The organism is Streptomyces sp. NPDC002573 (genome assembly GCF_042889625.1).
GTDB lineage: Bacteria > Actinomycetota > Actinomycetes > Streptomycetales > Streptomycetaceae > Streptomyces > Streptomyces gibsoniae.
The window spans coordinates 72,717-98,740 of record NZ_JBIARC010000007.1 but is presented as its reverse complement, the minus strand read 5'-3'; the positions used below and the strand labels follow the sequence as shown (position 1 = coordinate 98,740).

Below are 26,024 nucleotides of genomic sequence, written 5' to 3'. Positions count from 1 at the left end.
ACATGTCCGACCTGTTGCGCGCCCCCGCCGAGATCAAGTACGCCGAGGAACTGGACTGGCTGGAGTCCGTCGACGACGGCCCCAAGCCCTTCGCGTGGCGCCTGTCCCCGAAGATGGTCCGTCTTTTCATCCTGGGCTCCGAGCGCGCCGACGGTCTCGACCGGGAGATACCGCAGAAGTGGTTCGGTGACCGCAGCTTCGTCGAGCGCTCCATCGTCACCCTGGCCTCCGACCGCGGTCTGCTGCTCATCGGCGACCCCGGCACCGGCAAGAGCTGGCTGGCCGAGCTGCTGTCCGCCGCGATCTGCCGCAACTCCACCATGGTGGTGCAGGGGACGGCCGGCACCACCGAGGACCACATCAAGTACTCCTGGAACGTGTCCATGGTGATCGCCAAGGGCCAGTCGCGGGAGTCGATGATCCCGTCGCCGATCATGACTGCGATGGAGACCGGCGCGATCGGCCGTTTCGAGGAACTCACCCGCTCCACCAGCGATGTCCAGGACGCACTGATCTCGATCCTGTCGGAGAAGTACATCTCGGTCCCCGAGCTGGACAGCGACAACATCGTCTTCGCCAAGCCCGGCTTCTCCGTCATCGCCACCGCCAACAGCCGTGACCGGGGAGTCAACGACCTGTCGTCGGCGCTCAAGCGCCGCTTCAACTTCGTACGCATCCCGGTGATGACGAACAAGAAGAGCGAGGCGGAGATCGTCCGCTTCCGCACCGAGGAACTGCTGCGCCGCCACAGCATCGAGCTGGACGTGCCGCCGACGCTGCTGGACGTGCTGCTGCAGAGCTTCGCCGATCTGCGCGCCTCGGCCGCCGCGGCCGCCGGCGACGACGAGAAGCTGGAGTCCGCGCTGTCCACGGCCGAACAGATCGGTGTGCTCGAAGACGCCATCCTGCACAGCAACTTCTTCGGCGAGCGCGCGCTGACCGCCCGTACGCTCGCCTCCTCGCTCGTGGGATCGCTGGCCCGCCGCGAGCCGGAGGACCTGGCGATCCTCAACAAGTACCTGCACGGAGTCGTCGAGCCGCGCAGCAAGGAAGAAGGCGGATCCTGGCCGGAGTTCCTCGAGGGCGGCCGTGACGCGATTGCCACCCTGTCATGAGCGGCGAGGGACAAGGGACGTTCGACGCCCTGCGCACTCAACTGCAGCAAGCCGCAACGACGTTCGCGGACGGGCCGGACGCCCTGGAGGGCATCCTGCTCGGCATCGTCGACGACGTCGACCGAGCGGTGCGGGAACCGCTGGAGATCTTCCCGGTCTGCCACCACTCGCCGGCCTCGGCGACCGCCATGGCACGGCGACTGCGGGAGAAGCAGCCGAAGGTGGTGTACCTGGAGCTGTGCGAGGACATGGCACCGCTGCTGACCGAACTGCGCAACTGCCGGCTCCCGGTCGCGGTGCAGGCGTTCGCGTCCGAGGTGGAGGGCTTCCCGGCCGACTGGGCGCCGCTGTCGGTGGTCGCGCCGATCACCGAGGCATCGGCCGAGTACCAGGCGATCGCCTACGCGCTGGACACACCCGGTGTCGAGCTGGTGCTCGTCGACCGTTCCTCGGACCATGTGTTCCAGTGGGAGCCGCGCGACGCGGCCACCGGCGAGCCGACCGACCCCGACGCGCCGCCCGCCGAGGAGGAGGCCGCGCTGCACGGTGACGCGGTCGGCGTGGAGATCGGCGATCTCCGGCCGCGATTCGCCGAGCTGGAGGAACACCTGCTGCGCCACGGCCGGGTGAGGCACTGGTCGGAATGGTGGCACCAGTACGTCGAGCTGCCGCTCGGCGACAGCGACCATGACACCTACCGGCAGGTCATGCTTCTGATCGGCAGCCTGTTCCGGCGGCTCGCGCCCGGGGATCCGCGGCGGGTGCGCGTGGACGAGGACCGCGAGCGCCATATGTGGACGAGGATGCGTGAGCACCTGGCGGCGACCGGGACGGACCCCGGGGACTGTCTCTATGTGTGCGGCGCGTTCCACGCGGCCAGCCGCGTCGCGGAGTTCGGCGTCCACGGCGCCGACACCTTCGAGATCAGCCCGCCCAGCGCCACCAAGTGGCAGCACGGGCTGATCCCGTCCAGCCACGCGGCGATCGAGGCGCAGTTCGGTCTCGCCGGCGGCTCGGTGTCGATCGCCGCCACGGTGTGGACGAAGAACCTCAAGCGCACGGGGGTACGGCCGTTCCGACTGGCCGGACAGACGGGCGTGAAGAAGACGGCGGCAGCCGCAAGGACCACGACGGCCAGGAGGACGGCGACGGCCGCCGTGACCGGGACGAGCGCGGCAGGGGGCGCCCTCGATCCGACCGAGGCGGGCGCGGACAGGCTCTCCGGCTTCCTCCAGCGGCCACCGGTGCTCGACCGGCTGGACGAGGCCGAACTGGTCGGCTGGTCGGTGGAGATCGTGCGCGCCGCACGCCGTAACGGCTATCTCGCCTCCACCGCCGACGCCATCGCGGTGTTCGAGACATCGATCCTGCTGGCAGGGATGCGCGACCGGGCCAGGCCCACGCCGTACGACTTCCAGGACGCGGCGGTCACCTGCATCGAGAAGGACTCCGTACCAGGCCGGCGCGATGTGCGCCGCCTGGTGGAGATCATGATGGGCGGCGACCGTACCGGCCAGGTCGGCTACGACGCCCTGCCACCTCTTGCCCGGGATGTGCACGACCGGCTCGCACCGCTCGACATGAAGCTCGGACAGCGCGGGGTGCAGCGGGCGCTGCTGGACATCGCCGCCCGGCCCGAACTGCAGCAGTGCTCCGACGTGTTGTGGATGCTCCGCCGTCTGCTGCCCCAGGGCGCCGCACGGCCGATCATGGGCGAGCGGCGGCTCGGCGAGCGGGCCATCCAGGAGTCCTGGGACCTGGCGCTCGGCACCCACCAGCGGGCGCTCATCGAACTCGGCTACGAGGGCGTCAGCATCGAGCAGGTCCTGGAACAGCGTCTGCGGCGCACGGCGTACGGGCCCCACGCCACCGCGGCGACCGTGCTGGAGACCGTGGAGGACGCGACGCTGTATCTGCGCAGCCGCCGCCTCGCCGACGAGCTGGGGACCCGGGCCCTCGAGGTGCTGTCGAGCGAACGCGGCGTCGACGGCGCGCCGGAGGTGCTGCGCCGGGTGCGGCGGCTGCTGGCCTACTACCGCACCAGCGAACCGGTGCTTCCGGCGTGGATCGAGTCCTTCGTCAAGGCGGGCTACGCGCACTACTGCACCCTGCTGCCGACGGCGTTCACCGATGACGACGCGACCGTCCGTCAGGTCGCGGCGACGATGGGCTTCCTGTTCGGCATGGAGAGCCTGGCGTTGTCTCTGGGCTGCGACCGGACGCAGCTGGAGCTGGCGGTCGCACAATCCCATCCGGAGGAGCCGGCGAAGACCGCCCTGCTGTGGGCGGCCCAGGTGCAGCTCGGACATCTCTCCCGGGCGCAACTGCGGGCCCGGTGCTACGACCTGCTGGACAACCCCCTGGTCGTCCCCGCGTATCCGCGGTATCTGAGCGGACTGCTGCATGCGCTGGAGCCGGTCCCGCAGCTGGCCGACTTCGTCGTCGAGGCCGTGTCGAACGCGTTCGCACGGTTGCCGGACCCGGTGCTGCTGTCCTGGCTGCCGACCTTGATCACCACCTTGCGGTCCGACGGAGCCGAGCTGGCTCCGCTGCTGATCCGGGAGGCCGGGCGGATCTTCCCCGGCCGACTTCCGGCGCTGGACGCATGGGTGCCGCCGTGGCGGGCCGAGCCGAGTCCGCGGCTGCTTGAGCAGGCGGGGCCCGCCGGAGGCGCCCGTGGCGTCGCACTACTGGCCGCCCACCCGGCGACCTGCGATGCGGTGGCGGACCTGCTGGGGTGCGAGGAGGCCTGGGCGCCGGCGGATCCGGGGGCGTCAGGCGTGGAGCTGCTCATACGCCACCCCGATACGGCGGTCGCGCTTCAGGAGCTGCTGGCCGGCTCCTTGTGATCGCCGCGGGGCGGCCGCTTTGCCGCAGCGCGCCCGCGTCCCTTCGCTGGTCCGCCGTGCCGAGCGGCGGACCAGGGAAGGGCGGATCGTAGGCGTCCGCCGGAATGAGAACCCGTCGGACGAACGTTTATTCGGTTGGAGGTGAGGTTGGTGAGATTTCCCCATACGTTCCCGCACCAGCACCGGCCGGGCCGCTGCACGTGGAGAGCAGGGCGGGCGGTCCACCGCCGCACTTGGCTGCTGCCTCACCGCCCCGAGGCCGCGGGGCAGGCTCGCCGTCACACCCGGAACTTCCTGGAGCGCCGGCGGATCGACCAGCCCACCATCGAGAAGGTCCTGCTGCTGGTGTCGGAACTGGTCACCAATGCCGTGGAGCACGCGCGGCCGCTGATCATGCTGCATCTGCAGGTCGGACCGCGACAGGTGCGGGTCGAGGTCACCGACGGCGGACCCGCCCGCCGTGAGGCCGCATGGATGGCGAGCTGCGGTCCGGACGAGCACGGCCGCGGCCTGTGTATTGTCGACCAGGTCGCCACAGCTCACGGCGACAGCCGCGGCCACCGTCGCACCCTGCACTGGGCGGACCTGACCACGGCTGCCTGACCCGCTCGCTCACGGTCCGGCCGCGCGTACCCGGCCGGCTCAACCGTCCGTCCGGCCGGGCCCGCAGCGCCCGTCAACGGCCCCCCTGGTCCTCGCCGAACACTTCCTGCGCGGTCTCGAGCGCGGTGGCGCGGTCGCCGGGAACCAGCCCGATACGGGTACGGCGGTCCAGGAGGTCGGCCGCGTCGAGTGCTCCCTCATGGCGTACGGCCCACAGCAGTTCGGCCCGGGTGACCGGGTGGCCCGCCAGTACCGGCTCGGCCAGCCGGGGGCCGGCCATGGCCAGGGCGTGCACGGCCGGCGCCTCGGTGCCGTAGCGGCTGATCAGTCGGCGCGGCGCACTGAGGGCGCCGAGCACTACCGGCGACGCGGCGCCGACCAGCGGCAGTCCGGCCGTGGGGGAGGGCCCCGCGGGCAGGCGGTGTGCGGCGACCGCGGCGTCGACGGCGTCCTCGGCCATCCGCCGATAGGTGGTGAGCTTGCCGCCGACCACGGTGACCACGCCCTCCGGCGAAGTGAGCACGGCGTGCTTGCGGGAGATGTCGGCGGTGCTCCCCGCAGCGCCGGAGCCACCGGCCGGTGTGGTGTCGAGCAGGGGGCGCAGTCCGGCGAACGCGCCGACCACATCGTCGCGGTGGACCGGGATGTCCAGGGCGGAGCCGAGGACGTCGAGCAGGAAGCCGATGTCGGTCTCGGGCACGGAGGGCACGTCCGGGACGTCGTCCACGGGCTCGTCGGTGAGTCCGACGTAGACCCGGCCGTCGCCCTGGGGCAGGACGAGGACGAAGCGGTTGGTCTCGCCGGGGATCGGGATGTGCAGACCGGCGGGCAGGAAGCCGAGGTGTTCGGCGCGCAGTACGAGGTGGGTGCCGCGCGAGGGGCGGATGCGGACCCCGTCCACCAGGCTGCCCGCCCATACGCCGGACGCGTTGATCACCGCGCGGGCGCGGATCTCGCCTTCGCGGCCGGTGAGTTCGTCGCGTATGCGGGCCCCGGACGAGGTGAGTTCCAGCGCCCGTACGCGGGTCAGGATCCGCGCGCCCCGCGCCGCGGCCGTGCGCGCGATCGCGGTGACCAGACGGGCGTCGTCGGTGACGCGGCCGTCCCAGGACAGCAGTCCGCCGCGCAGCCCCGCACCGCGCAGCGCGGGAGCCAGGCTGCGTGTCTCCGCCGCGGAGAGCCTGCGCGGCGCGGGCAGCGTCGCCCGGGCCGTGCGTGCCGCCAGACGCAGTGAGTCGCCGGCCCGGAAGCCGGCCCAGGCCAGGGCGGCCTGACCGTGGGAGACCAGCGGGGTGAGCGGCAGTACGAACGGCTGCGCGCGCACCAGATGAGGGGCGGTGCGCTCCATCAGGATGCCGCGTTCACGTGCGCTCTCATGGGCGACGTCGAACTGGGCGGAGGCGAGATAGCGCAGTCCCCCGTGAATGAGCTTGGAGCTCCAGCGGGAGGTGCCGAAGGCCAGGTCATGGGCGTCGATGGCGGCGACCGTCAGACCCCGGGCGGCGGCGTCCAGAGCGGCGCCCGCGCCCGTCGCGCCGAGACCGACGACCAGGACGTCCACGGGCGGCCCGTCGATGCTCTCGTCCAGTTCGCGCAGACGACGGGCGGCGGTCAGGGACGTGCCCGGAGCGGGCTGCCCCGAGGAGGCCGGGCTGCTGCTGGAGCTCATGGTGTGAGGGTCCTCTCGAGGATGGTCCGCAGTTCTCCGTAGAAGGCCTCGGTGCCCAACTCGGCGTCGTCCTCCTCGGTCATGGTGCGCAGCGACAGAGTGAAGGACTGGGCGACCAGGAGCAGGGATCTGGCCAGCCGCCGGGGGTGACCGGGGCGTACCGACCCGTCCGCGTGGCCCTCCTCGACGGCGGCGGCGAGCAGTTCGAGGAGGGCGTCCTGGCTCGCTCCGCGCCGGTCGAGCACATAGGGGAGCAGGAGTTCGGGATCCACGTCGATGATCTTGCGGAAGAGCACATGGCGGCGGAAGGCGTCCACGCCGTTCACAAGCCCTTCCACGATCAGGGTGCGTGCGTCCGTCACCTGGCTCCGCTCGGGCATCGCGCCGGTGGCCGCCTCGATCCACTCCCGCGTCATCAGATCGCCGACCAGTGACCGCACATCGGGCCAGCGGCGGTACAGCGTCATCCGGGAGACACCCGCACGGCGGGCCACGTCGGTCAGGGTGGTGCGCCGGACTCCGACGGCCAGGACACAGTCGCGGACCGCGTCGAGCACCGGATCGCTGTCCGAAGCGTTGTGACGAATAGGCGTCATGTGTAACAGTGTAACGCGCCCTGCGGCCGTGCAGGAGACCGCTCTGTTCGTGACGACCGGTAAGGACAAGCACCATGGACATGCTGTGGAGCGGCTGGGGCGACCCGGCCCGGGCTACGCCGCTGCCCGACACGGTGATCGGGCTGCTGCGCGACATGCTCGGGGTGAAGCCGCGCAGCGCCGAGCCGGTCACCCTGGACGAGATCGCCGTCCCCGAGTCGCCGCTGGATCCCTCCGCGCTCCGGGCCCTGCTCGCCGTGGTCGGCGACGAGGAGCATCTGCGCACCGACGCCGAGTCCCGTGTCCGGCACACGCGCGGCAAGTCCACCCCGGATCTGCTCCGCATCCGCGAGGGCGACATGAGCGACGTGCCCGCGGCCGTGGTGCTCCCCGGCGGCCACGACGAGGTCCTCGCCGTGCTGCGCGTCTGCGCCGACCACGACCTGGCCCTCGTCCCGTTCGGCGGCGGCACCTCCGTCGTGGGCGGCCTCGCCCCCGAGCGGCGACGCCCCTTCGTGGCCCTGGACCTGCGCCGTATGAACGGCCTGCTCGACCTCGACCCGATCTCCCGCACCGCCACCCTGCAACCCGGCCTGCGGGCCCCGCACGCCGAAGCGCTGCTGCACGACCACGGCTTCACCCTCGGCCACTTCCCCCAGTCCTACGAGTGGGCCACCATCGGCGGATTCGCCGCCGCACGCTCCAGCGGACAGGCGTCCGCCGGGTACGGCCGCTTCGACGAGATGGTCCTCGGCCTCACCCTCGCCACCCCCGAGGGCACCTTGGCGGTGGGCCGCGCTCCGCGTTCGGCCGCCGGACCCGACCTGCGTCAGCTCGTCCTCGGCTCCGAGGGGGCGTTCGGCGTCATCACGTCCGTGACCGTGCGGATCCGCCCCGTCCCGCAGACCCGCGTCTACGAGGGATGGCGTTTCGACTCCTTCGAGGAGGGCGCCGCCGCCCTGCGGCGCCTGGCCCAGGACGGGCCGCGGCCGACCGTGCTGCGCCTGTCGGACGAGACGGAGACGCTGATCGGTCTGGCCCAGCCCGACGCCATCGGCGCCTCCGGACTGCCGCAGTCCGCCGGCTGCCTGGCGATCGCCGGCTACGAGGGCACCGAGGAGGACACCACCTATCGCCGGCAACAGGCCGCGGCCGTGCTGCGTGACTGCGGTGGCACCTACCTGGGTGAGGAGCCCGGAGAGCGCTGGGCCCACGGCCGCTACTCGGCGCCCTATCTGCGGGACGCGCTGCTGGACGCCGGAGCCTTCGCCGAGACTCTGGAGACCGCCGCCTTCTGGTCCCGGCTGCCCGCTCTGTACGCCTCGGTCCGCAACGCGCTGACCATCGCGCTCACCGACGCGGGCACCCCGCCCCTGGTGATGTGCCACATCTCCCATGTCTACGAGAACGGCGCCTCCCTGTACTTCACGGTGGTCTCCGCGCAGGGCGACGATCCCGTGGCACACTGGGCGCCCGCCAAGCACGCCGCGGGCGAGGCGATTCTGGCGGCGGGCGGCACGATCAGCCACCACCACGGTGTGGGCACCGATCACCGACAGTGGTACGTCCGGGAGGCCGGCCCGCTCGGCATCGGCGCCCTCCAGGCGGTCAAGCGCCGACTGGACCCCACCGGTCTGCTCAACCCCGGCGTCCTGCTGCCCACCGACTGATCGCCCAGCACCCCAACCCGATCGTTTCGTCCACGACCCGTCAGGCGCCCTCGGAGGCACACCGATGCGACAGTTCACCGCCATCGTCAACCCCACCGCCGGCGGATCCGCCGGGGTCGCGGGGCTGCTCCGGGTGGCCCGGCTGCTGCGGGAGGCAGGCGCCGAACTGGAGACCGAGTACAGCCGCAGCCTGGCCCACGCCCAGGAGCTCGCCCGGGAGGCCGGGGCGCGGCAACGGGTCGTCCTGGCCGTCGGCGGTGACGGCATCGTCGGCGGCATCGGCGGGGCCCTGAGCGGCACCGACACGCTCTTCGGTCTGGTCCCGGCCGGGCGCGGCAACGACTTCGCCCGCGCGCTCGGCCTGCCCACCGAGCCGGAGGCACTGGCCCGGGTGCTGCTGGACCACGCCCCCCGCTCCGTCGACACCATCGAAGTGGAGTCCGCCCACGGGCGCAGCGTCGCCCTCGGCAGCGTCTACGCGGGCGTCGACGCGCTCGCCAACCGGCACGCCAACCGCTCCACCCTCCTGAAGGGGGCCGCCTCCTACTACGCGGGCGGACTGCGGGCCGTCGCCACCTGGCGCCCGGCCGCCTACCGGGTCACCGTCGACGGCGAGGAACTGCCGCACCGCGGCTACACCGTCGTGGCCGCCAACTCCGCGTACTACGGCTCCGGCCGCATCATCGCCCCCGACGCCCGTGTCGACGACGGGCTGCTCGACGTGGTGATGATCCGCGAGGCGCCGCGCCGGCTGTTCTTCACCTTGATGAACGAGCTGAAGTCGGGGGCCCATGTCCACCGGCCGGAAGTGCGGATCGTGCGGGGCAGTGAGGTCCGCATCGAGGCCGACCGGAGCGTTCCCTACGGCACCGACGGGGAGGTCGATGCCGTCCTCCCCGTCACGGCCCGGGTGCTGCCCGGAGCGCTCGCCGTGCTGTGCTGAGGGAGCGCGGCCGAGTTTGCCTGGCCGACCGGCCGCCCGGCGACTGATCCGCACCGACGGGTGGGACGGCCGGGGCAGCGGTGGCCGTTCCTCTCGGCCCGGCCCCTCCCACCAGGGCGGGACTGCTGACTTTTGTCATTGACAGTCAGCCGGTGGGGCAGTTAGCTTCGCCTGGCGAAGCCGGACGAGGAGGGCCCCGGGGCATGGGGAGATCACGTACGTACGAATGGGACGACCCCGCGGTCACCGCGGAGGCTGCCGGACGTATGTCCGGGCTGGAGTTCCTGCATGAACTCCTGGCCGGGAGCGTGCCGACCCCACCCATCATCGCGACGCTGGGCCTGGTGCTCTCCGAGGCGGAGCAGGGGCGTGTGGTCTTCACACTGGTCCCGGGTGAGGAGCACTACAACCCGATCGGCAGTGTGCACGGCGGCGTCTTCGCGACCATCCTCGACTCTGCGGCCGGATGTGCCGTTCACTCCACTCTGCCGTTCGGCATGGCGTACACCTCGCTGGATCTGACGGTGAAGTTCCTGCGTCCGGTCACCGTGGACACGGGCGAGGTACGGGCCGTGGGCACCGTGCTCAGCAGCGGCCGGCGCACCGCCCTCGCCCAGGCCCAGCTGCTCGACAGCTCGGACCGTTTGCTGGCCCACGCCACCAGCAGTTGCGTCCTGTTCCCGACGCCCGGGGCCTGAGAGGCGCCGCGCCCACACGCGGCGCACACCCCGCTCAGTAGCCGGGGAAGAGTGAGCGCAGATCAGGCAGCGTGGCCGCGCCGGTTGCGGTGACGCCGTCCTCGTTCCTCCAGGAGCTCGACTCCGTCCACGCGCTGAACGTCAGGGCGAAGTTCTCCCTGGTCGCCGCGCCGGCACCGGCCATGGCGGAGCGTCCCACACGCACTGAGGGGACCGCGGCGCCGGGTGAGGGCCTGGACGGCCTTGCCGCCGAGGCCCCGGCCGGACGTCCGGCGTCCGCCGAAGAGATCGCCGCGAGCATCGTCTTCCTGGCGAGTTCCCGGCGAGCGAAGCCGGCGGCTTCGTGCACGGCGCGGTGCTTCCCCTCGACGGTGGCCGCACCGCGGTCTGATGTCGCAGCCCCCGGCGCCCACCGGGGCAGGGCCGGGACCCCCCCGGTGGGTAAGGCGGCCATCCGGGGGTCGTGATCCCGGAACTCCCGTGCCGGCGCGGCGCCACGGGTACCCAGTCCAGTGCACGCACACGAAAGGGCTGGGACGAGAATGCAGATCGATCTGAAGGGCCGTACCGCACTGGTGACCGCCTCCACACAGGGCATCGGCGCCGCGATCGCCGCCGGGCTGGCCCGCGCCGGAGCCCGGGTCGGGGTCAACGGCCGTACCGCCGACCGCGTGGCCGACAGCGTCGCGCAGCTGACCCGCGAGGTGCCGGGAGCCGATGTGGTGCCCGTCGCCGCGGACGTCACCACCGAGGAGGGCGCGCGCCAGGCCGTCGAGGCACTGCCGCACGTCGACATCCTCATCAACAACCTCGGCATCTTCGGCGCCAAGGACGCCCTGGAGATCACCGACGACGAATGGCGGCGCTACTTCGAGGTGAACGTCCTGGCCGCGGTGCGGCTGACCCGTCTGTGCCTGCCGGCCATGTGTGAACGCGGCTGGGGGCGTGTCCAGTACATCGCCAGTGACTCGTCCGTCGCCATCCCCGCCGAGATGATCCACTACGGCATGACGAAGACGGCGCTGCTCGCGGTGGGCCGGGGATTCGCCAAGCAGGCCGCGGGCACCGGCGTCACGGTGAACTGCGTCCTCGCGGGCGCCACCCACACCGGAGGCGTCGAGGACTTCGTCTACGAACTCGTCGACCGCGACCTGCCCTGGGACGAGGCCCAGCGTGTCTTCATGCGTGAGCACCGGCCGCAGTCACTGCTCCAGCGGCTGATCGAGCCGGAGGAGATCGCCCATATGGTCGTCTACCTCAGCTCCGACCAGGCCTCCGCCACCACCGGCGGTGCGCTGCGTGTCGACGGCGGATACGTCGACGCCATCGTGCCGTGAACCGCATCCCGCGCGCGGCGCCCTGAGATGCGGAACCCCGGGTGTGCACATAGCGTCTGAACCGCACCTCAGTGGGGGACGGCACCGGGCGCCGCGTCGTCGTGCATGGTGCCCGCTCGGCATGGGAGGCCGTCGACCATGCGCACCACCAGTATCCGCCGGCGCAGACCGGCCGGGCCCCCTCTCGTACGGCGGTGGCGAGACACTGCGGACCGTCATCTCACCCCCGTACAGCGTTCGCTGCTGATCACCTGGGTGTCCTTCGGAGTCACCTTCGCCTCCGTGCGGGTCATCACGCATGGCATCCGGGGCGGATGGCTGCCCTGGGGAAACATCTCCGCCGGTGGAGAGCATCTGCACCACTACAACATCGGCATCGTCACGCTCGCCGGTCTGGGACTGGTCGCGGTACGCGGGGACGAGCGGGCCGTCGGACATCCCGCCGTGGCGGCTGCCTATGGCTGCGGAACGGCCCTGATCTGCGACGAGTTCGCGCTGCTGCTGGACCTGCAGGACGTCTACTGGGCCAAGCAGGGCCGGATCAGTGTCGATGTCTCCCTCGGAGTGCTGTCGGCCCTGGGCGTGTATCTGACGGCCAGGCCCTTCTGGCACGAGATCGGCCGTGTCACGGGCCACCACCTCGCCTCCGTCACGAGGGGCGGTGTCCGGACGGCCCGCTGAGGCTCCGCCCCATACCGTCGCCCGCCCCATACCGTCGCCCGCCCCGTACGGGCGTGCCCGACGGCGCCGCGAGGGGCCGCTGCGTGAAGCACGAGGAGGACGCATGAGCCAGGGCAAGCGCCCGACGAATTCCGGACGACGGAAAACCGCCGGGAGCGGCGCCCCCGACGCGGACCGCGGCCGACAGCGTGAACGGAATCGCCGCCGCGACAGCACACGGGCGGCCGGGGGCAGGACCGGTGACCGTCCCCCCGCCGCGGAGAACGCCCGGCGTGGGCAACCCGGAGAAGACGCCGCACCGCCGCACGCCCCGCCCGCGGCACAGCGGCCGACACCGGTCACCACGGCGCCGCAGCATCCGCCCCGCCCGGCATCCGACCGCCTGGCGACGGACGGCCCGCCGGGGAGACCGGAGCGACAGGGCCCACAGGATCGGCAAGCCTCCCCGGCCACCGGTGGCACCGACGGCGAGGCGGCCGAGGCAGGGGAGGCACCCGGGAGATCCGGCGAACGCAGTCGACGGTGGCCGCCGGTCACCGGCCGTGGACCGCGATGGCGCAGGGTACGGCTGCGGATATCCGCAGCTGAGCCCTGGTCGGTGATGAAGACGAGCTTCCTGGTGTCCGCGGGCCTGGGTCTGTGCGTGATCGTCATGGTGGGGGTGGTCGCGATCATGCTGACCGTGCTGGGCCAGGAACCGGTGGTGTCGCTGGGCTGGGAGACCACCGTCGGCCTCACCATCGTCGTCGTCACGGCGGAGGTGGGCCTCGTCACCGCGCTGGCGACTCTGGTCGCCTTCCTCTTCAACTGGACGTCGGGCGCCGTCGGCGGGGTCGAGATGACGCTGGCCCAAGAGCCTCCGGCCCCTCCGGAGACGGAGTCCGACGCCGCACCCGACGAGGACGGCCTCGGGCCCCGGCCATAGCCATGTTGCCGTGTCAGTGAGGTGCGGTGTCGTGGATCTCGGCGATGTAGCCGCCCGGGAACCGCACGAGGGCGCTGTGGCGTCCTTGCGCCGTGATCGGCCCCCACAGCACGGTGGCGCCGGCCGCCCGGGCCTTGGCCAGCGTCGCGGCGAGGTCGCTGACGGCGTAGCCGGTCTGCTCACGGCCGAAGGGGTACGGCAGATGGCCGTCCGTGACGGTCACCACGGTCTTGCCGAATCCCGAGTCGATCGCGGTGCGACGGTACGTCGTCCCGGGCAGACCGATCGCGGCGCCGTCGGCCCTGCGCTGGTCCGACGTGATGTGGCCCCGCGTGAAGCGGAGATAGGACCGCAGAAAGGCGGACGCCGCGTAGGGCGAGACGTAGAGCCGGTTCTCCGGCACGGTCGCCAGGGCCGCGTAGTGCGGCGGGGTGGTGTGCCAGTACAGCTGGGTGTGGATCCCGCCGGGGAACTCGATGACCGCGTCCCTGCCGATGGGATCGTCGAACGGGGCCACCTCGACATCGGCACCCGCCGACAGCGCCGACTTCACGGCGGTGTCGAGATCCGTCGTCAGCCAGCCGTTGCGCTCCACCCCGAAGGGATGGGGAATCGGCGTCCGGAAGTCGAAGACCGACAGCGTGCCGACGGGGGAGAGCACCAGTTCCGAGAGGGTACGGCTGGGTGTGGGGGTGACATCGGTGAGCACCGCTGCGGTGTTCGTACCGCCGAAGGTGCTCTCCCAACTCGTGACGAACGTCTGGAGCGAGCCCGGTGTGACATACACGTGTGTCGTGTCGTACTGCGGGCCCACCGAGACCGGGCGGCTCGTGGCCGAGGCATGGGCGTCGGACGGCGGTGTCGCCTCGGCCGGGACGGACAGGAGCGATGCGGCCAGCGCGGCGGAGAGCAGTAAGACGGCAGAACGACACCTCATGGATGTTCCTTTCTGGTGTGCGCCCAAAGTGGGGGTCGGGTTCCCACCGTGGGTATGTGACGGATGGTCACGTGTCTCGCCGGCGCACCGGTTCATCTCTCAGAGTGAGGACAGGCCGCAGCTCGGACTCCGGACCGCACGAAGAAGCCCCCGGGGCGTTCCCCGGGGGCTTCTCTTCGTGGCGATCGCCTGCGGCGGATGTCGCCTCACCGGGAGGTGTAGAGGGCCTCGATCTCGTCGGCGAAGTCCCGGAGCACCACATTGCGCTTCAGCTTCAGGGACGGGGTCAGATGACCGGAGTCCATGGTGAACTGGTGGTCCAGGATGCGGAACTTGCGCACGGACTCGGCCTTCGACACTGCGGCGTTGCCGTCGTCCACCGCGCTCTGGATCTGGGCGAGGAGCTCGGGGTCGTCGCGGAGTTCCGCCAGGGACGTTCCCTCGGGCTTGCCGTTCTGCTCGGCCCAGCGCGGCAGGAACTCCTCGTCGATGGTCACCAGGGCGGCGACGAAGGGCTTGCCGTCGCCGACCACCATGCACTCGGCGATCAGCGCATGGGCCCGGATGCGGTCCTCGATCACGGCCGGAGCGACGTTCTTGCCGCCCGCGGTGACGATGATCTCCTTCTTCCGGCCGGTGATGCGGAGATAGCCCTCGTCGTCCAGGGAACCCAGATCGCCGGTGTGGAACCAGCCGTCGACGAGGGACGCGGCGGTCGCCTCCTCGTTGTTCCAGTACCCGCCGAAGAGATGCTCGCCCTGCAGCAGCACCTCGCCGTCCTCACCGATGCGCACCGTGCTGCACGGCAGCGGCAGGCCCACCGTGCCGATCTTCTGCCGGTCCCAGGGGTTGAGCGTGGTGGCCGCGCAGGATTCCGCCAGGCCGTAGCCTTCGAGCACGGTGAAGCCGAGTCCGCGGTAGAAGTGGCCGAGGCGTTCACCGAGCGGAGCGCCGCCGGAGATGGCGTGCCGGGCGCGTCCGCCGAGGACCGCGCGCAGTTTGCCGTAGACCAGCCGGTCGAAGAGCTTGTGGCGCAGCCGCAGCGGGAAGCCCGGCCCGGAGGAGGTCTCCAGCGCCCTGCTGTACTCGATGGCCGTGTCCACGGCCTGGTCGAAGATCTTTCCCTTGCCGGTCGAACTGGCCTGCGCCCGGGCCGAGTTGTACACCTTCTCGAAGACGCGCGGCACGCCCAGCAGGAAGGTGGGCCGGAAGGAGGCGAGTTCCGCGGTGATGTCCTTGATGTCGCTGACGTGCCCGAGTTTCACCGGCGCCATCATGGCCCCGATCTCGACGACCCGGCCGAGGACGTGTGCGAGCGGCAGGAAGAGCAGTACGGAGGAGTCCTCCGCGAAGATCGGCTTCATCCGGGCGATGGTGTTCCCGCACTCCGCGAGGAAGTTGCGGTGGGTCAGCATGCACCCTTTGGGCCGACCGGTGGTTCCGGAGGTGTAGACGATGGTGGCGAGCGAGTCCGCGCCGGCCGACGCGATCCGCTCGTCCACCTGAGCCTCCGTCACATCGGTGCCGAGCGAGACGAGTTCCTCGACCCCGCCCGCATCGATCTGCCACACGCTCTTCATCAGGGGGACCCGTTCGCGCACCTGCTCCACGATCCCCTGGTGCGCCTCGGTCTCCACCACGCAGGCCACCGCGCCGGAGTCACCGATGACCCACTCCACCTGCTCGGCGGAGGAGGTCTCGTAGACGGGCACGGAGACCCCGCCGGCGGCCCAGATGGCGTAGTCCAGCAACGTCCACTCGTAGCGGGTGCGGGACATGAGTGCCACCCGGTCCCCGGGCTGGACACCGGAGGCGATGAGCCCCTTGGCGACGGCGCGCACCTCGGTGAGGAAGGCTGCCGCGGTGACGTCCCGCCACTGTCCGGACACCTTGTGGGCGAGCACGGCCCGGTCGGGGAACTCGGCCGCGTTGCGGACGACGACCTGGGTCAGATTACCGTCCGGGGGAACGTCGTATAAGGCCGGAACGCTGAACTCGCGCAAGGCTGTTGCTCCTTGTCGGCGTCGACATCGGTGTCGGCTGCGGCATCTGCTGGGCCGTGTCAAGGGCTTGTATTCGACGGCCCGCACGGAACCAGCCGTAAGCGGACCCTACCAGCCGGTAGGTGAGGCGGTACAGATGCCGGACGTGCACACTTCGTGAAGGCCCTTCCGGGGTCTCCATGTTCACATGGAGGGGGGGTTGATCAGGAAGGCACGATTCCTCTGTCATGGAGGGCATGCCCGATCCTAGTCTGTTCGCATGGTTCCTCTACTGATCGGTAATGACGAACTATCCTGGCCTTTTCGGCCAGTTGAGGAGGGGGCGTGCATGTGCCGAGGGGACGGACGGGGGAGCGTGCCACGGCCCCCGGCTGCCGGGGACCACCCGGTGCCGCCGCGGCTCAGCGCCTCGACCGGCCCAGCTCCGGCTCGGGTCGATGCCGGACGGGAGTACTCGCTGTGATCGCGGCTGCATCGTGACGGTTCCGAAAGGCTTCGGTTCGGTCTCGGCGTGGGAGCGGTTCCTTGTGATGGCCGCACGCGCGCCGCGTACGACACCGACCTGCCCTGCGTGAAGATGAGTCCCGTGCTCCGTACCACAGCCGACGACCTTCGATAGGACCGCCCGATCCACGCAGGTGTCGGCAGAACGAAGAACGTTTCAACCGAGAGGTACCACGCAATGTACAGCCAAACAAGAACTGTAGCTTCGGCGAACCGCCACCGCCATCCTCTGGCGGTTCTGCGCTCCAAAGCCGGTTTCACCCACGGCGAGTACGCGCGCCTCATCGCCCGGACGCACGCGGAGCTCGGATTCGGCCAGATGGCCGCACGGCGCGAGAAGGTCTCCCGCTGGGAGTCCGGCCGTGCCGTACCGGAGCGCACCGCTCAGCTCGCCATAGCGCACATCCACGCGGTCCCCCACGAGGAGGTGTTGAGAATGGACTGGCCGGACTGGCTGCACCTGGCCAACGGGGACGCACGACAGCTGGAATTACCCTGGACGACATCGGCCGTCCCCGAAGCGATACTTGATGCGATCGCCGGGCGCGAGGAGATCCAGCAGGAGTACCTCCTGGCGACTGGCTGGGCCGCCAGGTCACTCATGGAGAACTGGCTGGACGCCATGGCCGAGGAGATGGCCACGACTCCCGCCGACTCCACCCTCCTGGCCGCAGCTCGGGGGCGGGGGCCCGGCCTGGTGGGCGAGAGGGAATCCGTGTTGGAGGCCTGCACCCGGCTGCGCACCCTCCACCGGTTCGCGGCCAACTTCTCCGCCGGCTGGCTGGTGGCCGCCAGCGAACTCGAACTGCGACATCTGGCCGACCACTTCCTGGCCGCACCGGAGGCCCTGCACAAGGGCCGGGACCTGCTGGTCCTCGCGGCCGAGGGACTGGCGGTGTGCGGATTCATCGCCCGGCTGCAGGGCCAGCATGTCGGTGCGCAGCGGTACTACGTCGCCGCGCTGCGGTGCGCGACCGCCGCCAAGGATCCGGAGACGGCTGCGGCGATCGTCACCCTGCACGTCGGCCAGTACCTGGATCTGCAACTGCATGAGGAGGCCGCCGAACTGCTGGAGGCGGTCAAGAAGTTGCTGCGCCGCAACCAGATGCATGTGAAGGACCCGACCCTGCTGGCGCTCCTGCACACGCAGTCCGCCCGTGTCCACGCACAGCGCGGGGACGATCTGAGTCGCCGGAGGGCGCTGACCGTGGGGCGCCATGCGCTGACCACGGTTGCCTCGTCAGGCGGCATCCGGATCCTGCCGTTGCGGTCCGAGGACTGGCTCAGCTGCATGGACGCGGTGTCCCTGCTCGACCTCGACCAGCCCGACCGTGCCATCAAGCACTTCGAGCCGGTCCTGTCCGAGCACCATCCGAAACTGGAACTCCCCCCGTGTGTGCACGCCATGTACTTGCTGCGTGCCGCCGAGACTCAGGTCGCACTGGGCGATGCCACCGGTGGCGCGGAGTCCGCGAGCAGGGCGGCGACCCTGCTCGGGGGTGTGCGGGCGGCGGCGTCCGAGCGGGTGCGGCTCGCCCTGCGGGCGTACGCGCACCTGCCGGAGGTCACCAGGTTCCTCGCCTCCGCCTGAACGGCCGCTGTCCGGCCCGCGCGTCACCGTCTCGCGGCGGTGAGTGAGCCGAGTACGACGACCGGCCGCCGGTCCCGGCGCGAGCGGCGGTGCCACAGGGTGTGAGGACGAGGAGAGGAACAGGCAGCACCGGGACTGACAGCACCACCGACCACGAGGAGACCGAGGGCGAGTGCCCGGCTCCCGCGGTGACACGGAACTCGGCCGCCCGGCACGGACTGGGCGGCCGAGTGCTTTTCCAGGGCGCAACACGCCCTGGAGGAGCCGGCAAGGCCGTAGCGCTCTGTAGCAACCCTCCCCGTGCCGCGTCAATGCCGGAGCAATGTGCCTCCGGTGTGTCCCGTGGAGCCGAGCGGCCGCGAGGCACGTCCGAAGCACACGGGTGGCTGTGGAAAATTCAGGGGCGTTGCGATGAGATTTCGGTGCCCGTCCCGCCGAGCCACACGGACCCCACATACCTCGTGCGCCGAGTCACGGGATTCACCGTGCGGGGGTACCGGGCAGCGTTCTGGACTTTTTCGCGACCATCACGACCATCAGGCTGGAGATTTACTCATGAGCCGTTCTGTCCTGGTTACCGGCGGGAATCGCGGAATCGGCCTGGCCGTGGCACGGCGGCTCAGCGCCGGCGGTGACCGGGTGGCGGTGACCAGCCGCTCGGGCCAGGCCCCCGAGGGGCTGTTCGCGGTGCCCTGCGACGTGCTGGACCCGGCCGCCGTGGACGAGGCGTTCGAGAAGGTCGAGGCGGCCCACGGCCCGGTCGAGGTCCTGGTGGCGAACGCGGGCATCACGCGGGACGGCCTGCTGATGCGGATGACCGAGGAGGACTTCACCTCGGTCATCGACACCAATCTGACCGGCACCTACCGGGTGCTCAAGCGCGCCGTGCGGCGGTTGGTGCGGGTCAAGGGGGGACGGGTCGTCATCGTCTCCTCGACCGCTGCCCTCAGCGGAGTCGCCGGGCAGGTCAACTACGCGGCCTCGAAGGCGGGTCTGATCGGCATGGCGCGCTCGCTGGCCCGCGAACTCGCCCCGCGCGGCGTCACGGTGAACGTGGTGGCGCCCGGGCTCACCGACACCGACATGAGTGCCGCGCTCAACGACGAACAGCGCAAGAAGATCGTGGGTCAGGTCCCGCTCGGCCGCATGGCGGACCCGGACGAGGTGGCCGCCGCGGTCCAGTTCCTGGCCTCGCCCGAGGCCGCCTATGTCACGGGCGCGGTAATCCCCGTGGACGGCGGCATGGGAATGGGGCACTGATGTGTTCCCGGGCCTCGATGCGTCCGGGATCCATTACGGAGACCGCGGCAAAGTTCCGGTGACCGGAAGACTTTGTTCCCCCAAAGAGCCAACAAAGAATTCGGCACGCCCGGCCGAAAACAGACGAGGCAATTTCTTGAGGCCGTTCGACATGACTCACGGGCGAATCGCACCGACGCTGGGAGGCTACAGGTGAACGCGCAAACTGGATTCGGCCAATCCGGCAGGAGGGTCGCCGTCACGGGGATGGCGGTCACCACGGGTTACGGACATGGTGTCGACGTGCTGCGCGACGGGATCTACTCCGGAGTCCCCGCCTTCGTCCCCGTGACCCGGTTCGACACGAGCAGGTACCGGGTCGGCGTCGCCGCCCAGGGCGCGGCCGAGCTGGACCTCGACACGGAGCTGAAGACGCTGACCGAGGAGGCCTGCAAGCAGGCCGGCCTCGGTGGGCCGGAGCGGACCGACACACTCCTGGTCGCGGCCCGGCACGCGGATCCCGCCGTGTCCCGCCTGCCCCGGGAGGAACAGGAGTCCAGGCCCATCAGCGAGACCGCGCAGTGGCTGGCACGTGAGTGCGGCTTCGGCGCCGCCGGTCGCACCTACATCAACGCCTGTGTCGCCGCCAGCGCCGCCATCGCGGAGGCGGGCGCCCTGATCTCCTCGGGCCGCCGGGACCGGGTGGTCGTGGTCGCCGGTCATCTGGTGGACGCCGAGTCCTTCACCACCTTCAACGCCGGCAAGGCGCTGGCCGCCGACGGCCGGCTGAGGCCCTTCAGCTCCGGCCGCAAGGGACTGCTGCTGGGCGACGGCGCCGGCGCGGTCGTCCTGGAGGCGGCGGACAGCCGCGCGGAGATGAGCCCGCTGGCCTACCTGGACGGCTGGGGCATGGCCGGCGACGCACACCATGTCTGCCAGCCGCACCCCCAGGGCCTCGGCATGGCCCGCTCGATCGAACTCGCCCTCGCCAGGGCCGGGTTGGAGCCGTCGGACCTGGACTACGTCAACGCGCACGGCACCGGTACGCCGTACAACGACTCCGCCGAGACCGCGGGGCTGCACCGCGCCTTCGGCGAGCACGCGGAGCGGATCCCCGTCAGCTCGACCAAGTCGATGCACGGGCACGCCCTCCAGGCGGCGGGCATGGTCGAGTTCGTCATCAGCGTCCTCGCCATGCGATCCGGGCGCCTGCCGATCAACTCCGGTTATCTCGGGCCCGATCCCGACTGCCGGCTCGACCTTGTGCTCGACTCCCCGAGGGAACGTGAGACACAGCATGTCATCAGCCTCAACTCCGCCTTCGGCGGCGCCAACACCGCGCTGGTGGTGAGCGCGGCATGACGACCACGGCAGCCAAGCCCATCACCCTGCACCACGTCGTGTGGCCCACCGAGGGGGACCACGACCAGCCGCCGAACCTCCCGGGGTTCACCGCCTCGCCGTTCGGCCCGATCATCGCCCATGTCGCGGACCGCTGTCTGAGCGGTCACTGGGGCGAGCCGCCCGCGCCGTCCGAACGGGCCGGCCGTACCGGGATGGTCATGGTCTCGCGCCTCGGCGACATGGCCACCGAGGCCGCCGTCACCGGATCGGTGGACGCCGGTACGAAGGCGTCGCCGCTGCTCTTCTACCAGTCGGTGCCCAGCGCCGTCCTCGGTGTCGTCTCGGCGCGCTGGGGGCTCGGGGGGCCGGTCATCTGCATCAGCCCGGCCGGCGACCCGCTCGCCGAGGGCCTCGAACTCGCGGAGCTGCTCATCGAGGACGGCAGCACGTCGGACGTCTTGGTGGTGCTGGTCGAACTGGCCACGCGCGACGGCGAGTCGGACCGGGCGGAGGCCCTGCTCGTGGGCGCTCCCGCCGCGCACCGGGAGGAGGGCACGGCATGACGGACACCGGTCTGGAGTTCCCGCTGTCCACCGAGATCGCCCTGCTGCGGCAGTCCTGGTGGCTGCATGACGCCCGCTGGTACCAGGCGGTGAAGGGCCGGTTCGGTCAGGACGTCGCCAACGAACTCAACGCCGAGGTGATGAGGTTCGTCGCCCGGCGGGTCGCCACCCTCTACAGCCGCCGCCATCCCGTGCCCGCGGAGCCCACGCCGCAGGAGGTGGCCGAGACCCTCGAATCGCTGGCCCGGCTGATGTTCTCCTCGATGGTGCGACTCGACTCCGCCGACTTCGACGACGACGGCACCTGGGACTCCGTCGTCAGCGAGCACTTCGCGCTGAAGATGCTGGCGGCCAGCCGGTCGCTCGAGGGCTACCAGTGCCCCTGTCTGGATCTGCGCGCCGGCTGGTTCGAGGGCCTGAAGGTCAAGGCCGACGACGAGGTCGTCGCGTGCATGCGCGACGGGGCGGCGGCCTGCCGCTTCCGCGCCTGTCTGAAGTAGCCGCCGGCCCCCGCGGCGGGACGCACCCCGCCCGGCGCCGCGGAGCCCGGACGACGGACAGGTCCGACAGCCACAGCGAAGGAGCGAGGTGCAGTCGATGCGACTGGTCGTGGCCATCACCGGTGCAACCGGAGTGATCCTGGGCGTCCGGCTGCTCGAGGAGCTGCGGCTCCACGAGGGAGTGGAGACGCACCTGGTGATGAGCCGATGGGCGCGCGTGACCCTGAAGGCCGAGAGCGACCTCACGGCACGTCAGGTGGCCGCGCTCGCCGATGTGTCGTACGTCCCCGACGACCAGGGCGCCGCGATCGCGTCGGGCTCGTTCCCCGTGGACGGCATGATCGTCATGCCGTGCAGCATGAAGACCCTGGCCGCCATCAGGACCGGGTACGCCGACGGCCTCGTCGCCCGGGCCGCCGACGTGACGCTCAAGGAACGGCGCAAGCTCGTCCTCGTCCCCCGCGAGACCCCGCTGGGCGACAACCACCTCGACCATCTGCTGACGCTGTCCCGGAGGGGCGCGGTGGTCCTGCCGCCGATGCTGACCTTCTACAACCACCCGTCCACCGTCGACGACATGGTCGATCACATCGTCGCCCGGGTCCTCGACCAGTTCGGCATAGCCTCACACCGCGCCCGCCGGTGGCAGGGGCTCCCGGACGCCGGCTTCCCCGTGGCCGGTCCCGACCGTCAGCCCGTCATCGCGAACTCCCCCGGAGGGCCGACCTCATGAGCCACATCGTCGACCTGCGTGCGTACACCGACGCACTCGCCGCCCTCGGCGATCTGAAGACCATCAGCCGGCCGGTGAGCGCGGACCTCGAAGCGGCGGCTCACACCCGGCGATCCTACGAACTGCGCGCCCCCGCACCCCTGTTCACGAACATCACGGAGGACCGGATCGGGATGCGGCTGTTCGGCGCGCCCGCCGGGGTGAGCTCCCGGCCGGACCTGCCGCTGGCCCGGCTCGCGCTCTCGGTGGGTCTGCCGCCCGAGACCGACGCGGTCGCGCTGGTGGAGCATCTGGTGCGCACCCGCGACGCCGCGCCCGTACCGCCGCGCACCGTGCCCCGCGAGGACGCTCCGTGCAAGCAGAACGTGTTGCTCGGGGACGAGGCGACACTGGACCACTTCGTCGTGCCTCGCATCCACGAGGGGGACGGCGGGGACTATCTGAACACCTGGGGCGTCATCATCGCGAAGACGCCCGACGGGGCGTGGACCAACTGGTCCATCTCGCGGATCATGAAGCTCGACGGCAAGCGCATGACCGGTCTGGTGGTACCGCCTCAGCACCTCGGCCTGGTCTGGCAGGCCTGGGCGGAGCGGGGCGAACCGATGCCGTACGCCCTGGTGCAGGGCGGCGCTCCGGCCATCCCGTTCGTGGGCGGCATCCCGCTGCCCAGGGGCGTGGACGAGGCCGGCTACATCGGCGCGCTGCACGGCGAGCCGATCGACGTCGTCCGCTGCGAGACCGTCGACCTGGAGGTCCCCGCGCACGCCGAGGTGGTGATCGAGGGTCATCTCTCGGTGGGACGGGACAGTCTGGAGGGTCCGTTCGGCGAGTACGCCGGATACGCCTCGACCCAGACCTCGCTGCAGCCGGTGTACTCGGTGGAGGCGATCACCTACCGCGACCGGCCGATCTGGCCGGTCGTCGCCGAGGGCCGGCCGGCGGACGAGTACCACACCGTGACCGGCACCGGACGGGCCGCCAACGTGCTGCACGCCCTGCGCCGCGCGGGCCTGCCGGTCACCACCGTGTGGATGCCGTTCCTCGCGGCCATGCACTGGACCGTGGTCACCGTGCCAGAGGACTGGCGCACCACCCTCCCGGGCGTCGACTCCACGGAGTTCGTACGGCGCATCGGCGAGGTCATGCACAACAGCGGCGGACCCAGCGCGATGATGCCCGTCACCTTCGTGCTCGACGACGACATCGACCCCGCGAACGAGGCCGACCTGCTGTGGGCGCTCGCGACCCGGCTGCACCCGACGGACCGGCGCGCGGCCTGGGACGGCGTGGTCCTGCCGTTCATGGCCTGCTACTCGGAGGAGGAGCGCAAGGCGATGCGCGGCCCGAGCGTCCTCCACGACGGTCTGCTCCCCGCCTGGGGCGAGGGCCGACTGCACCACAGCTCCTTCGCCCAGGCGTACCCGGCCGACGTCCGCCGCAAGGTCATCGACCATTGGGACGACTGACCACGCCCACCGGCCGAGGACACGCCCGCCGGCCACCGCACCCCGCGACGACCCGGGCCGTCGGTCGACCGCCGCGGACCGCTCGACCCCCTGTCCGACCTTCCACCGATGGAGCGACATGGCGCTCAACCCGAAGTGCGTCGGGACGACGTACCCGCCCGCACAGCCCTACCCCGTGGAACCGCAAGTGATCCGGCGCTTCGCCGAGGCGGTGGGCGACCCCGCTCCCGTGTACACGGACCCGGCGACGGCACAGAGCCTCGGGCACCCGGACGTCCTCGCGCCGCCCACCTTCCCGTTCGTCGTGGTCGCCAAGGCGATGGAGGAGGTGTTCCGCTACGAGGACATCGGCTTCGACCCCACCTACCTCATCCACGGCAACCAGCGGTTCGACTACACCCGGCCGGTCCGGGCGGGCGACCGTCTCGTCACCACCCTGGAGATCACGGGGGCCCAGACGCTGCGCGGCCGGGACGTCCTCGGTCTGCGGGCCGACCTCGCGGACGCCGACGGCTCACATGTCGTCACCACACACATGACCTTCGTATCCCTGAGTGCTGTGGAGGGCGGTGAGCGCGATGACGACCGGCGTGACGATCAGCGCTGAGGACGTGGAGGTGGGGACCGAACTCCCCGCCAGGACGGTCACGGTCACCCGCACCGACCTCGTGCGGTACGCGGGCGCCTCCGAGGACTTCAACCCGGTCCACTGGAACCCGAGGGTGGCGCGGGAGGCCGGACTGCCCGGCGTCATCGCCCACGGCATGCTCACCATGGCCTTGGCCGCCCGCACGGTCACCGAGTGGGCGGGGGATCCGGGCGCGATCCTCGAGTACCGCACCCGCTTCAGCAAGCCGGTCGTGGTGCCGGACGACGAACACGGCGCGACGGTCGAGGTCCAGGGCCGGATCGCGGCCAGGCTCGACGACGCGCGGGTCCGTATCGACCTCGTGGTGACCAGCGGCGGCACCAAGGTGCTCAGCGAGGCACGAGCGGTCGTACGACTGCCTTCGTGACGGACCGCTGCCCCAGGGGACGCGTGCCGAGAGCGGCCGACGGTCCCGCATTCGACTGCCAAGCGAACGGAATACAGGACGGATGAGCAGTTCACCGGCTTTCCTCGTGGCGCCCCGGTATGTCCTGGGCGAGATCGAGGAACCCCACACCGCCCTCACGGACCTCGCATCCCGCGCGGCGCACTACGGCATCCCCGTCGCCCCCCGTACCTGGGGCTGGGGGAGCTACTTCCGCACCGAGCGCCGCACGGTCGAGCTGGCCGTCGACAGCGGCAACGCCACCCTGGAGGCGTCCGGCGCGGCACGCGGGTCGGTCGACGGAGTGATCGTCTGCACCAGCTCCTTCCCCGGCTCCGTCGACGACCACGCCGGCTTCCTCGGCGCGGTGCTCGGTGGACTGGCGCTCCCGTCGGTGTCGTTCGCCTTCGGTATGACGCTCAACCGGTGCAACAACCTGCTCGCGGCCCTGCACGTCGCCGTGTCGCTCGTCCGCGCCGGAAGCCAGCGCCGGGTCCTGGTGGTGACCGCGGACCGGATCCGCGACGAGGCCGTACGGCTGGAGAAGTTCGCGCTGTTCAGCGATGGCGCGGCGAGCTGCCTGGTGAGCGCCGAGGAGGGACCGGACGGCTTCGCGGTCCTCGCGTCGGCCTCGGCCCAGGACGCCGCGGTGCTCGGGCTGCGCGACCAGATCGACTCCCGGCTCGCCGTCGCCGTCAACGCGGAGCTGGAACGCGCCACCGGAATCCCGCCGGAGAAGATCACCGCGTTGCTCCCCGCCAACCTGGTCCGGCCGCTGGTGACGATGAAGGAACGTCAGGCGGGCTTCACGGCCGCGCAGATGCGCACCGGCAACATCGAGCGCCTCGGCCACTGCTTCGCCGCCGACCCCCTGATCAACCTCGTCGACCTCCTCGCCTCAGGCGGGCAGGAGCCCGACGGGCTGTATCTGCTGGCCTCCAGTGTTCCGGGCGCCCGGCACAGCGTCCTGCTCCGCAAGCTCGCCTGACGTCGAAAAGAGGTGTCCGATCATGGTTTGGGT

24 protein-coding genes are annotated in these 26,024 nt (G+C 71.1%); 19 read left to right on the top strand and 5 right to left on the bottom strand.

What is annotated here, in order from left to right; all coding sequences use genetic code 11:
- Positions 1-2: 2 nt before the first annotated feature.
- From ACFYX0_RS09565 to ACFYX0_RS09555, 3 genes are all read left to right on the top strand, one after another.
- Positions 3-1,115, top strand: coding sequence for an AAA family ATPase (locus tag ACFYX0_RS09565; protein ID WP_388968444.1), 1,113 nt, complete (start codon positions 3-5; stop codon positions 1,113-1,115).
- Entirely contained in the window at positions 1,112-3,964 is a 2,853-nt protein-coding gene (locus ACFYX0_RS09560; protein WP_388968441.1) for a hypothetical protein, read from the top strand. Before ACFYX0_RS09565 ends, ACFYX0_RS09560 begins: the two co-directional genes overlap by 4 nt.
- A 150-nt stretch (positions 3,965-4,114) precedes the next feature.
- The gene (locus ACFYX0_RS09555; RefSeq protein ID WP_388968438.1) at positions 4,115-4,567 is read left to right on the top strand and encodes an ATP-binding protein; all 453 of its coding nucleotides are present in this window, start codon (positions 4,115-4,117) and stop codon (positions 4,565-4,567) included.
- Between the two features lie 73 nt (positions 4,568-4,640).
- Here the strand turns inward: ACFYX0_RS09555 and ACFYX0_RS09550 are convergent, their stop codons facing one another.
- Both ACFYX0_RS09550 and ACFYX0_RS09545 read right to left on the bottom strand, forming a co-directional pair.
- Positions 4,641-6,236 carry a glycerol-3-phosphate dehydrogenase/oxidase gene (locus tag ACFYX0_RS09550; protein ID WP_388968435.1) on the bottom strand — a complete coding sequence of 532 codons (1,596 nt, stop codon included), beginning with the start codon at positions 6,234-6,236 and terminating at the stop codon, positions 4,641-4,643.
- A complete protein-coding gene (locus ACFYX0_RS09545) occupies positions 6,233-6,832 on the bottom strand; it encodes a helix-turn-helix domain-containing protein (protein ID WP_355916341.1) in 600 nt (199 codons plus the stop codon). The genes ACFYX0_RS09550 and ACFYX0_RS09545 overlap by 4 nt, the downstream gene beginning before the upstream one ends.
- A gap of 74 nt (positions 6,833-6,906) precedes the next feature.
- On the opposite strand from ACFYX0_RS09545, the gene ACFYX0_RS09540 reads away from it, so the two are divergent.
- From ACFYX0_RS09540 to ACFYX0_RS09530, 3 genes are all read left to right on the top strand, one after another.
- Positions 6,907-8,502: an FAD-binding oxidoreductase gene (locus ACFYX0_RS09540; RefSeq protein ID WP_388968432.1), complete on the top strand. Its 1,596-nt coding sequence runs from the start codon at positions 6,907-6,909 to the stop codon at positions 8,500-8,502.
- A 64-nt stretch (positions 8,503-8,566) separates the two neighbouring features.
- The gene (locus tag ACFYX0_RS09535; RefSeq protein WP_388968429.1) at positions 8,567-9,445 is read left to right on the top strand and encodes a YegS/Rv2252/BmrU family lipid kinase; all 879 of its coding nucleotides are present in this window, start codon (positions 8,567-8,569) and stop codon (positions 9,443-9,445) included.
- 203 nt (positions 9,446-9,648) lie between these two features.
- A complete protein-coding gene (locus ACFYX0_RS09530; RefSeq protein ID WP_388968426.1) occupies positions 9,649-10,143 on the top strand; it encodes a PaaI family thioesterase in 495 nt (164 codons plus the stop codon).
- A 34-nt stretch (positions 10,144-10,177) separates the two neighbouring features.
- Here the strand turns inward: ACFYX0_RS09530 and ACFYX0_RS09525 are convergent, their stop codons facing one another.
- Positions 10,178-10,492 (bottom strand): hypothetical protein, encoded by a 315-nt coding sequence (locus tag ACFYX0_RS09525; RefSeq protein WP_388968423.1) that lies wholly within the window; start codon positions 10,490-10,492, stop codon positions 10,178-10,180.
- A gap of 193 nt (positions 10,493-10,685) precedes the next feature.
- On the opposite strand from ACFYX0_RS09525, the gene ACFYX0_RS09520 reads away from it, so the two are divergent.
- The 3 genes from ACFYX0_RS09520 (at position 10,686) to ACFYX0_RS09510 (ending at position 13,086) form a co-directional block, all read left to right on the top strand.
- Positions 10,686-11,480 carry an SDR family oxidoreductase gene (locus ACFYX0_RS09520; protein WP_355916329.1) on the top strand — a complete coding sequence of 265 codons (795 nt, stop codon included), beginning with the start codon at positions 10,686-10,688 and terminating at the stop codon, positions 11,478-11,480.
- Between the two features lie 138 nt (positions 11,481-11,618).
- Complete coding sequence (locus ACFYX0_RS09515) at positions 11,619-12,161, top strand: hypothetical protein (protein WP_388968420.1); 543 nt, start codon at positions 11,619-11,621, stop codon at positions 12,159-12,161.
- A gap of 103 nt (positions 12,162-12,264) precedes the next feature.
- Positions 12,265-13,086 carry a DUF3566 domain-containing protein gene (locus tag ACFYX0_RS09510; RefSeq protein WP_388968417.1) on the top strand — a complete coding sequence of 274 codons (822 nt, stop codon included), beginning with the start codon at positions 12,265-12,267 and terminating at the stop codon, positions 13,084-13,086.
- A gap of 13 nt (positions 13,087-13,099) precedes the next feature.
- On the opposite strand, the gene ACFYX0_RS09505 is transcribed toward ACFYX0_RS09510, so the two are convergent.
- Both ACFYX0_RS09505 and ACFYX0_RS09500 read right to left on the bottom strand, forming a co-directional pair.
- Positions 13,100-14,023 (bottom strand): glyoxalase, encoded by a 924-nt coding sequence (locus ACFYX0_RS09505; RefSeq protein WP_388968414.1) that lies wholly within the window; start codon positions 14,021-14,023, stop codon positions 13,100-13,102.
- A 206-nt stretch (positions 14,024-14,229) separates the two neighbouring features.
- Complete coding sequence (locus tag ACFYX0_RS09500; protein WP_388968411.1) at positions 14,230-16,026, bottom strand: AMP-dependent synthetase/ligase; 1,797 nt, start codon at positions 16,024-16,026, stop codon at positions 14,230-14,232.
- 682 nt (positions 16,027-16,708) lie between these two features.
- Between ACFYX0_RS09500 and ACFYX0_RS09495 the strand changes: the two genes are divergently transcribed.
- The 10 genes from ACFYX0_RS09495 to ACFYX0_RS09450 all read left to right on the top strand — a co-directional run bounded on the left by ACFYX0_RS09495 (position 16,709) and on the right by ACFYX0_RS09450 (position 25,991).
- Positions 16,709-18,121, top strand: a complete 1,413-nt coding sequence (locus ACFYX0_RS09495; RefSeq protein WP_388968408.1) for a transcriptional regulator — start codon at positions 16,709-16,711, stop codon at positions 18,119-18,121.
- Positions 18,122-18,676: 555 nt separating this feature from the next.
- A complete protein-coding gene (gene fabG, locus ACFYX0_RS09490) occupies positions 18,677-19,381 on the top strand; it encodes a 3-oxoacyl-ACP reductase FabG (RefSeq protein WP_355916315.1) in 705 nt (234 codons plus the stop codon).
- A gap of 246 nt (positions 19,382-19,627) precedes the next feature.
- Complete coding sequence (locus ACFYX0_RS09485; RefSeq protein WP_388968405.1) at positions 19,628-20,722, top strand: beta-ketoacyl-[acyl-carrier-protein] synthase family protein; 1,095 nt, start codon at positions 19,628-19,630, stop codon at positions 20,720-20,722.
- Positions 20,719-21,267, top strand: coding sequence for a beta-ketoacyl synthase chain length factor (locus tag ACFYX0_RS09480; RefSeq protein ID WP_388968402.1), 549 nt, complete (start codon positions 20,719-20,721; stop codon positions 21,265-21,267). The genes ACFYX0_RS09485 and ACFYX0_RS09480 overlap by 4 nt, the downstream gene beginning before the upstream one ends.
- On the top strand, positions 21,264-21,767 hold the full coding sequence (locus ACFYX0_RS09475; protein ID WP_355916306.1) for a hypothetical protein: 504 nt from the start codon (positions 21,264-21,266) through the stop codon (positions 21,765-21,767). Before ACFYX0_RS09480 ends, ACFYX0_RS09475 begins: the two co-directional genes overlap by 4 nt.
- A gap of 97 nt (positions 21,768-21,864) precedes the next feature.
- Complete coding sequence (locus ACFYX0_RS09470; protein WP_388968781.1) at positions 21,865-22,500, top strand: UbiX family flavin prenyltransferase; 636 nt, start codon at positions 21,865-21,867, stop codon at positions 22,498-22,500.
- On the top strand, positions 22,497-23,969 hold the full coding sequence (locus ACFYX0_RS09465) for a UbiD family decarboxylase (RefSeq protein WP_388968399.1): 1,473 nt from the start codon (positions 22,497-22,499) through the stop codon (positions 23,967-23,969). The genes ACFYX0_RS09470 and ACFYX0_RS09465 overlap by 4 nt, the downstream gene beginning before the upstream one ends.
- Before the next feature lie 118 nt (positions 23,970-24,087).
- On the top strand, positions 24,088-24,576 hold the full coding sequence (locus tag ACFYX0_RS09460) for a MaoC family dehydratase N-terminal domain-containing protein (RefSeq protein ID WP_355916300.1): 489 nt from the start codon (positions 24,088-24,090) through the stop codon (positions 24,574-24,576).
- Entirely contained in the window at positions 24,548-24,985 is a 438-nt protein-coding gene (locus ACFYX0_RS09455; RefSeq protein ID WP_388968396.1) for a MaoC family dehydratase, read from the top strand. The genes ACFYX0_RS09460 and ACFYX0_RS09455 overlap by 29 nt, the downstream gene beginning before the upstream one ends.
- Before the next feature lie 82 nt (positions 24,986-25,067).
- Complete coding sequence (locus ACFYX0_RS09450; RefSeq protein ID WP_388968393.1) at positions 25,068-25,991, top strand: 3-oxoacyl-ACP synthase; 924 nt, start codon at positions 25,068-25,070, stop codon at positions 25,989-25,991.
- The last annotated feature ends 33 nt before the right edge of the window (positions 25,992-26,024 follow it).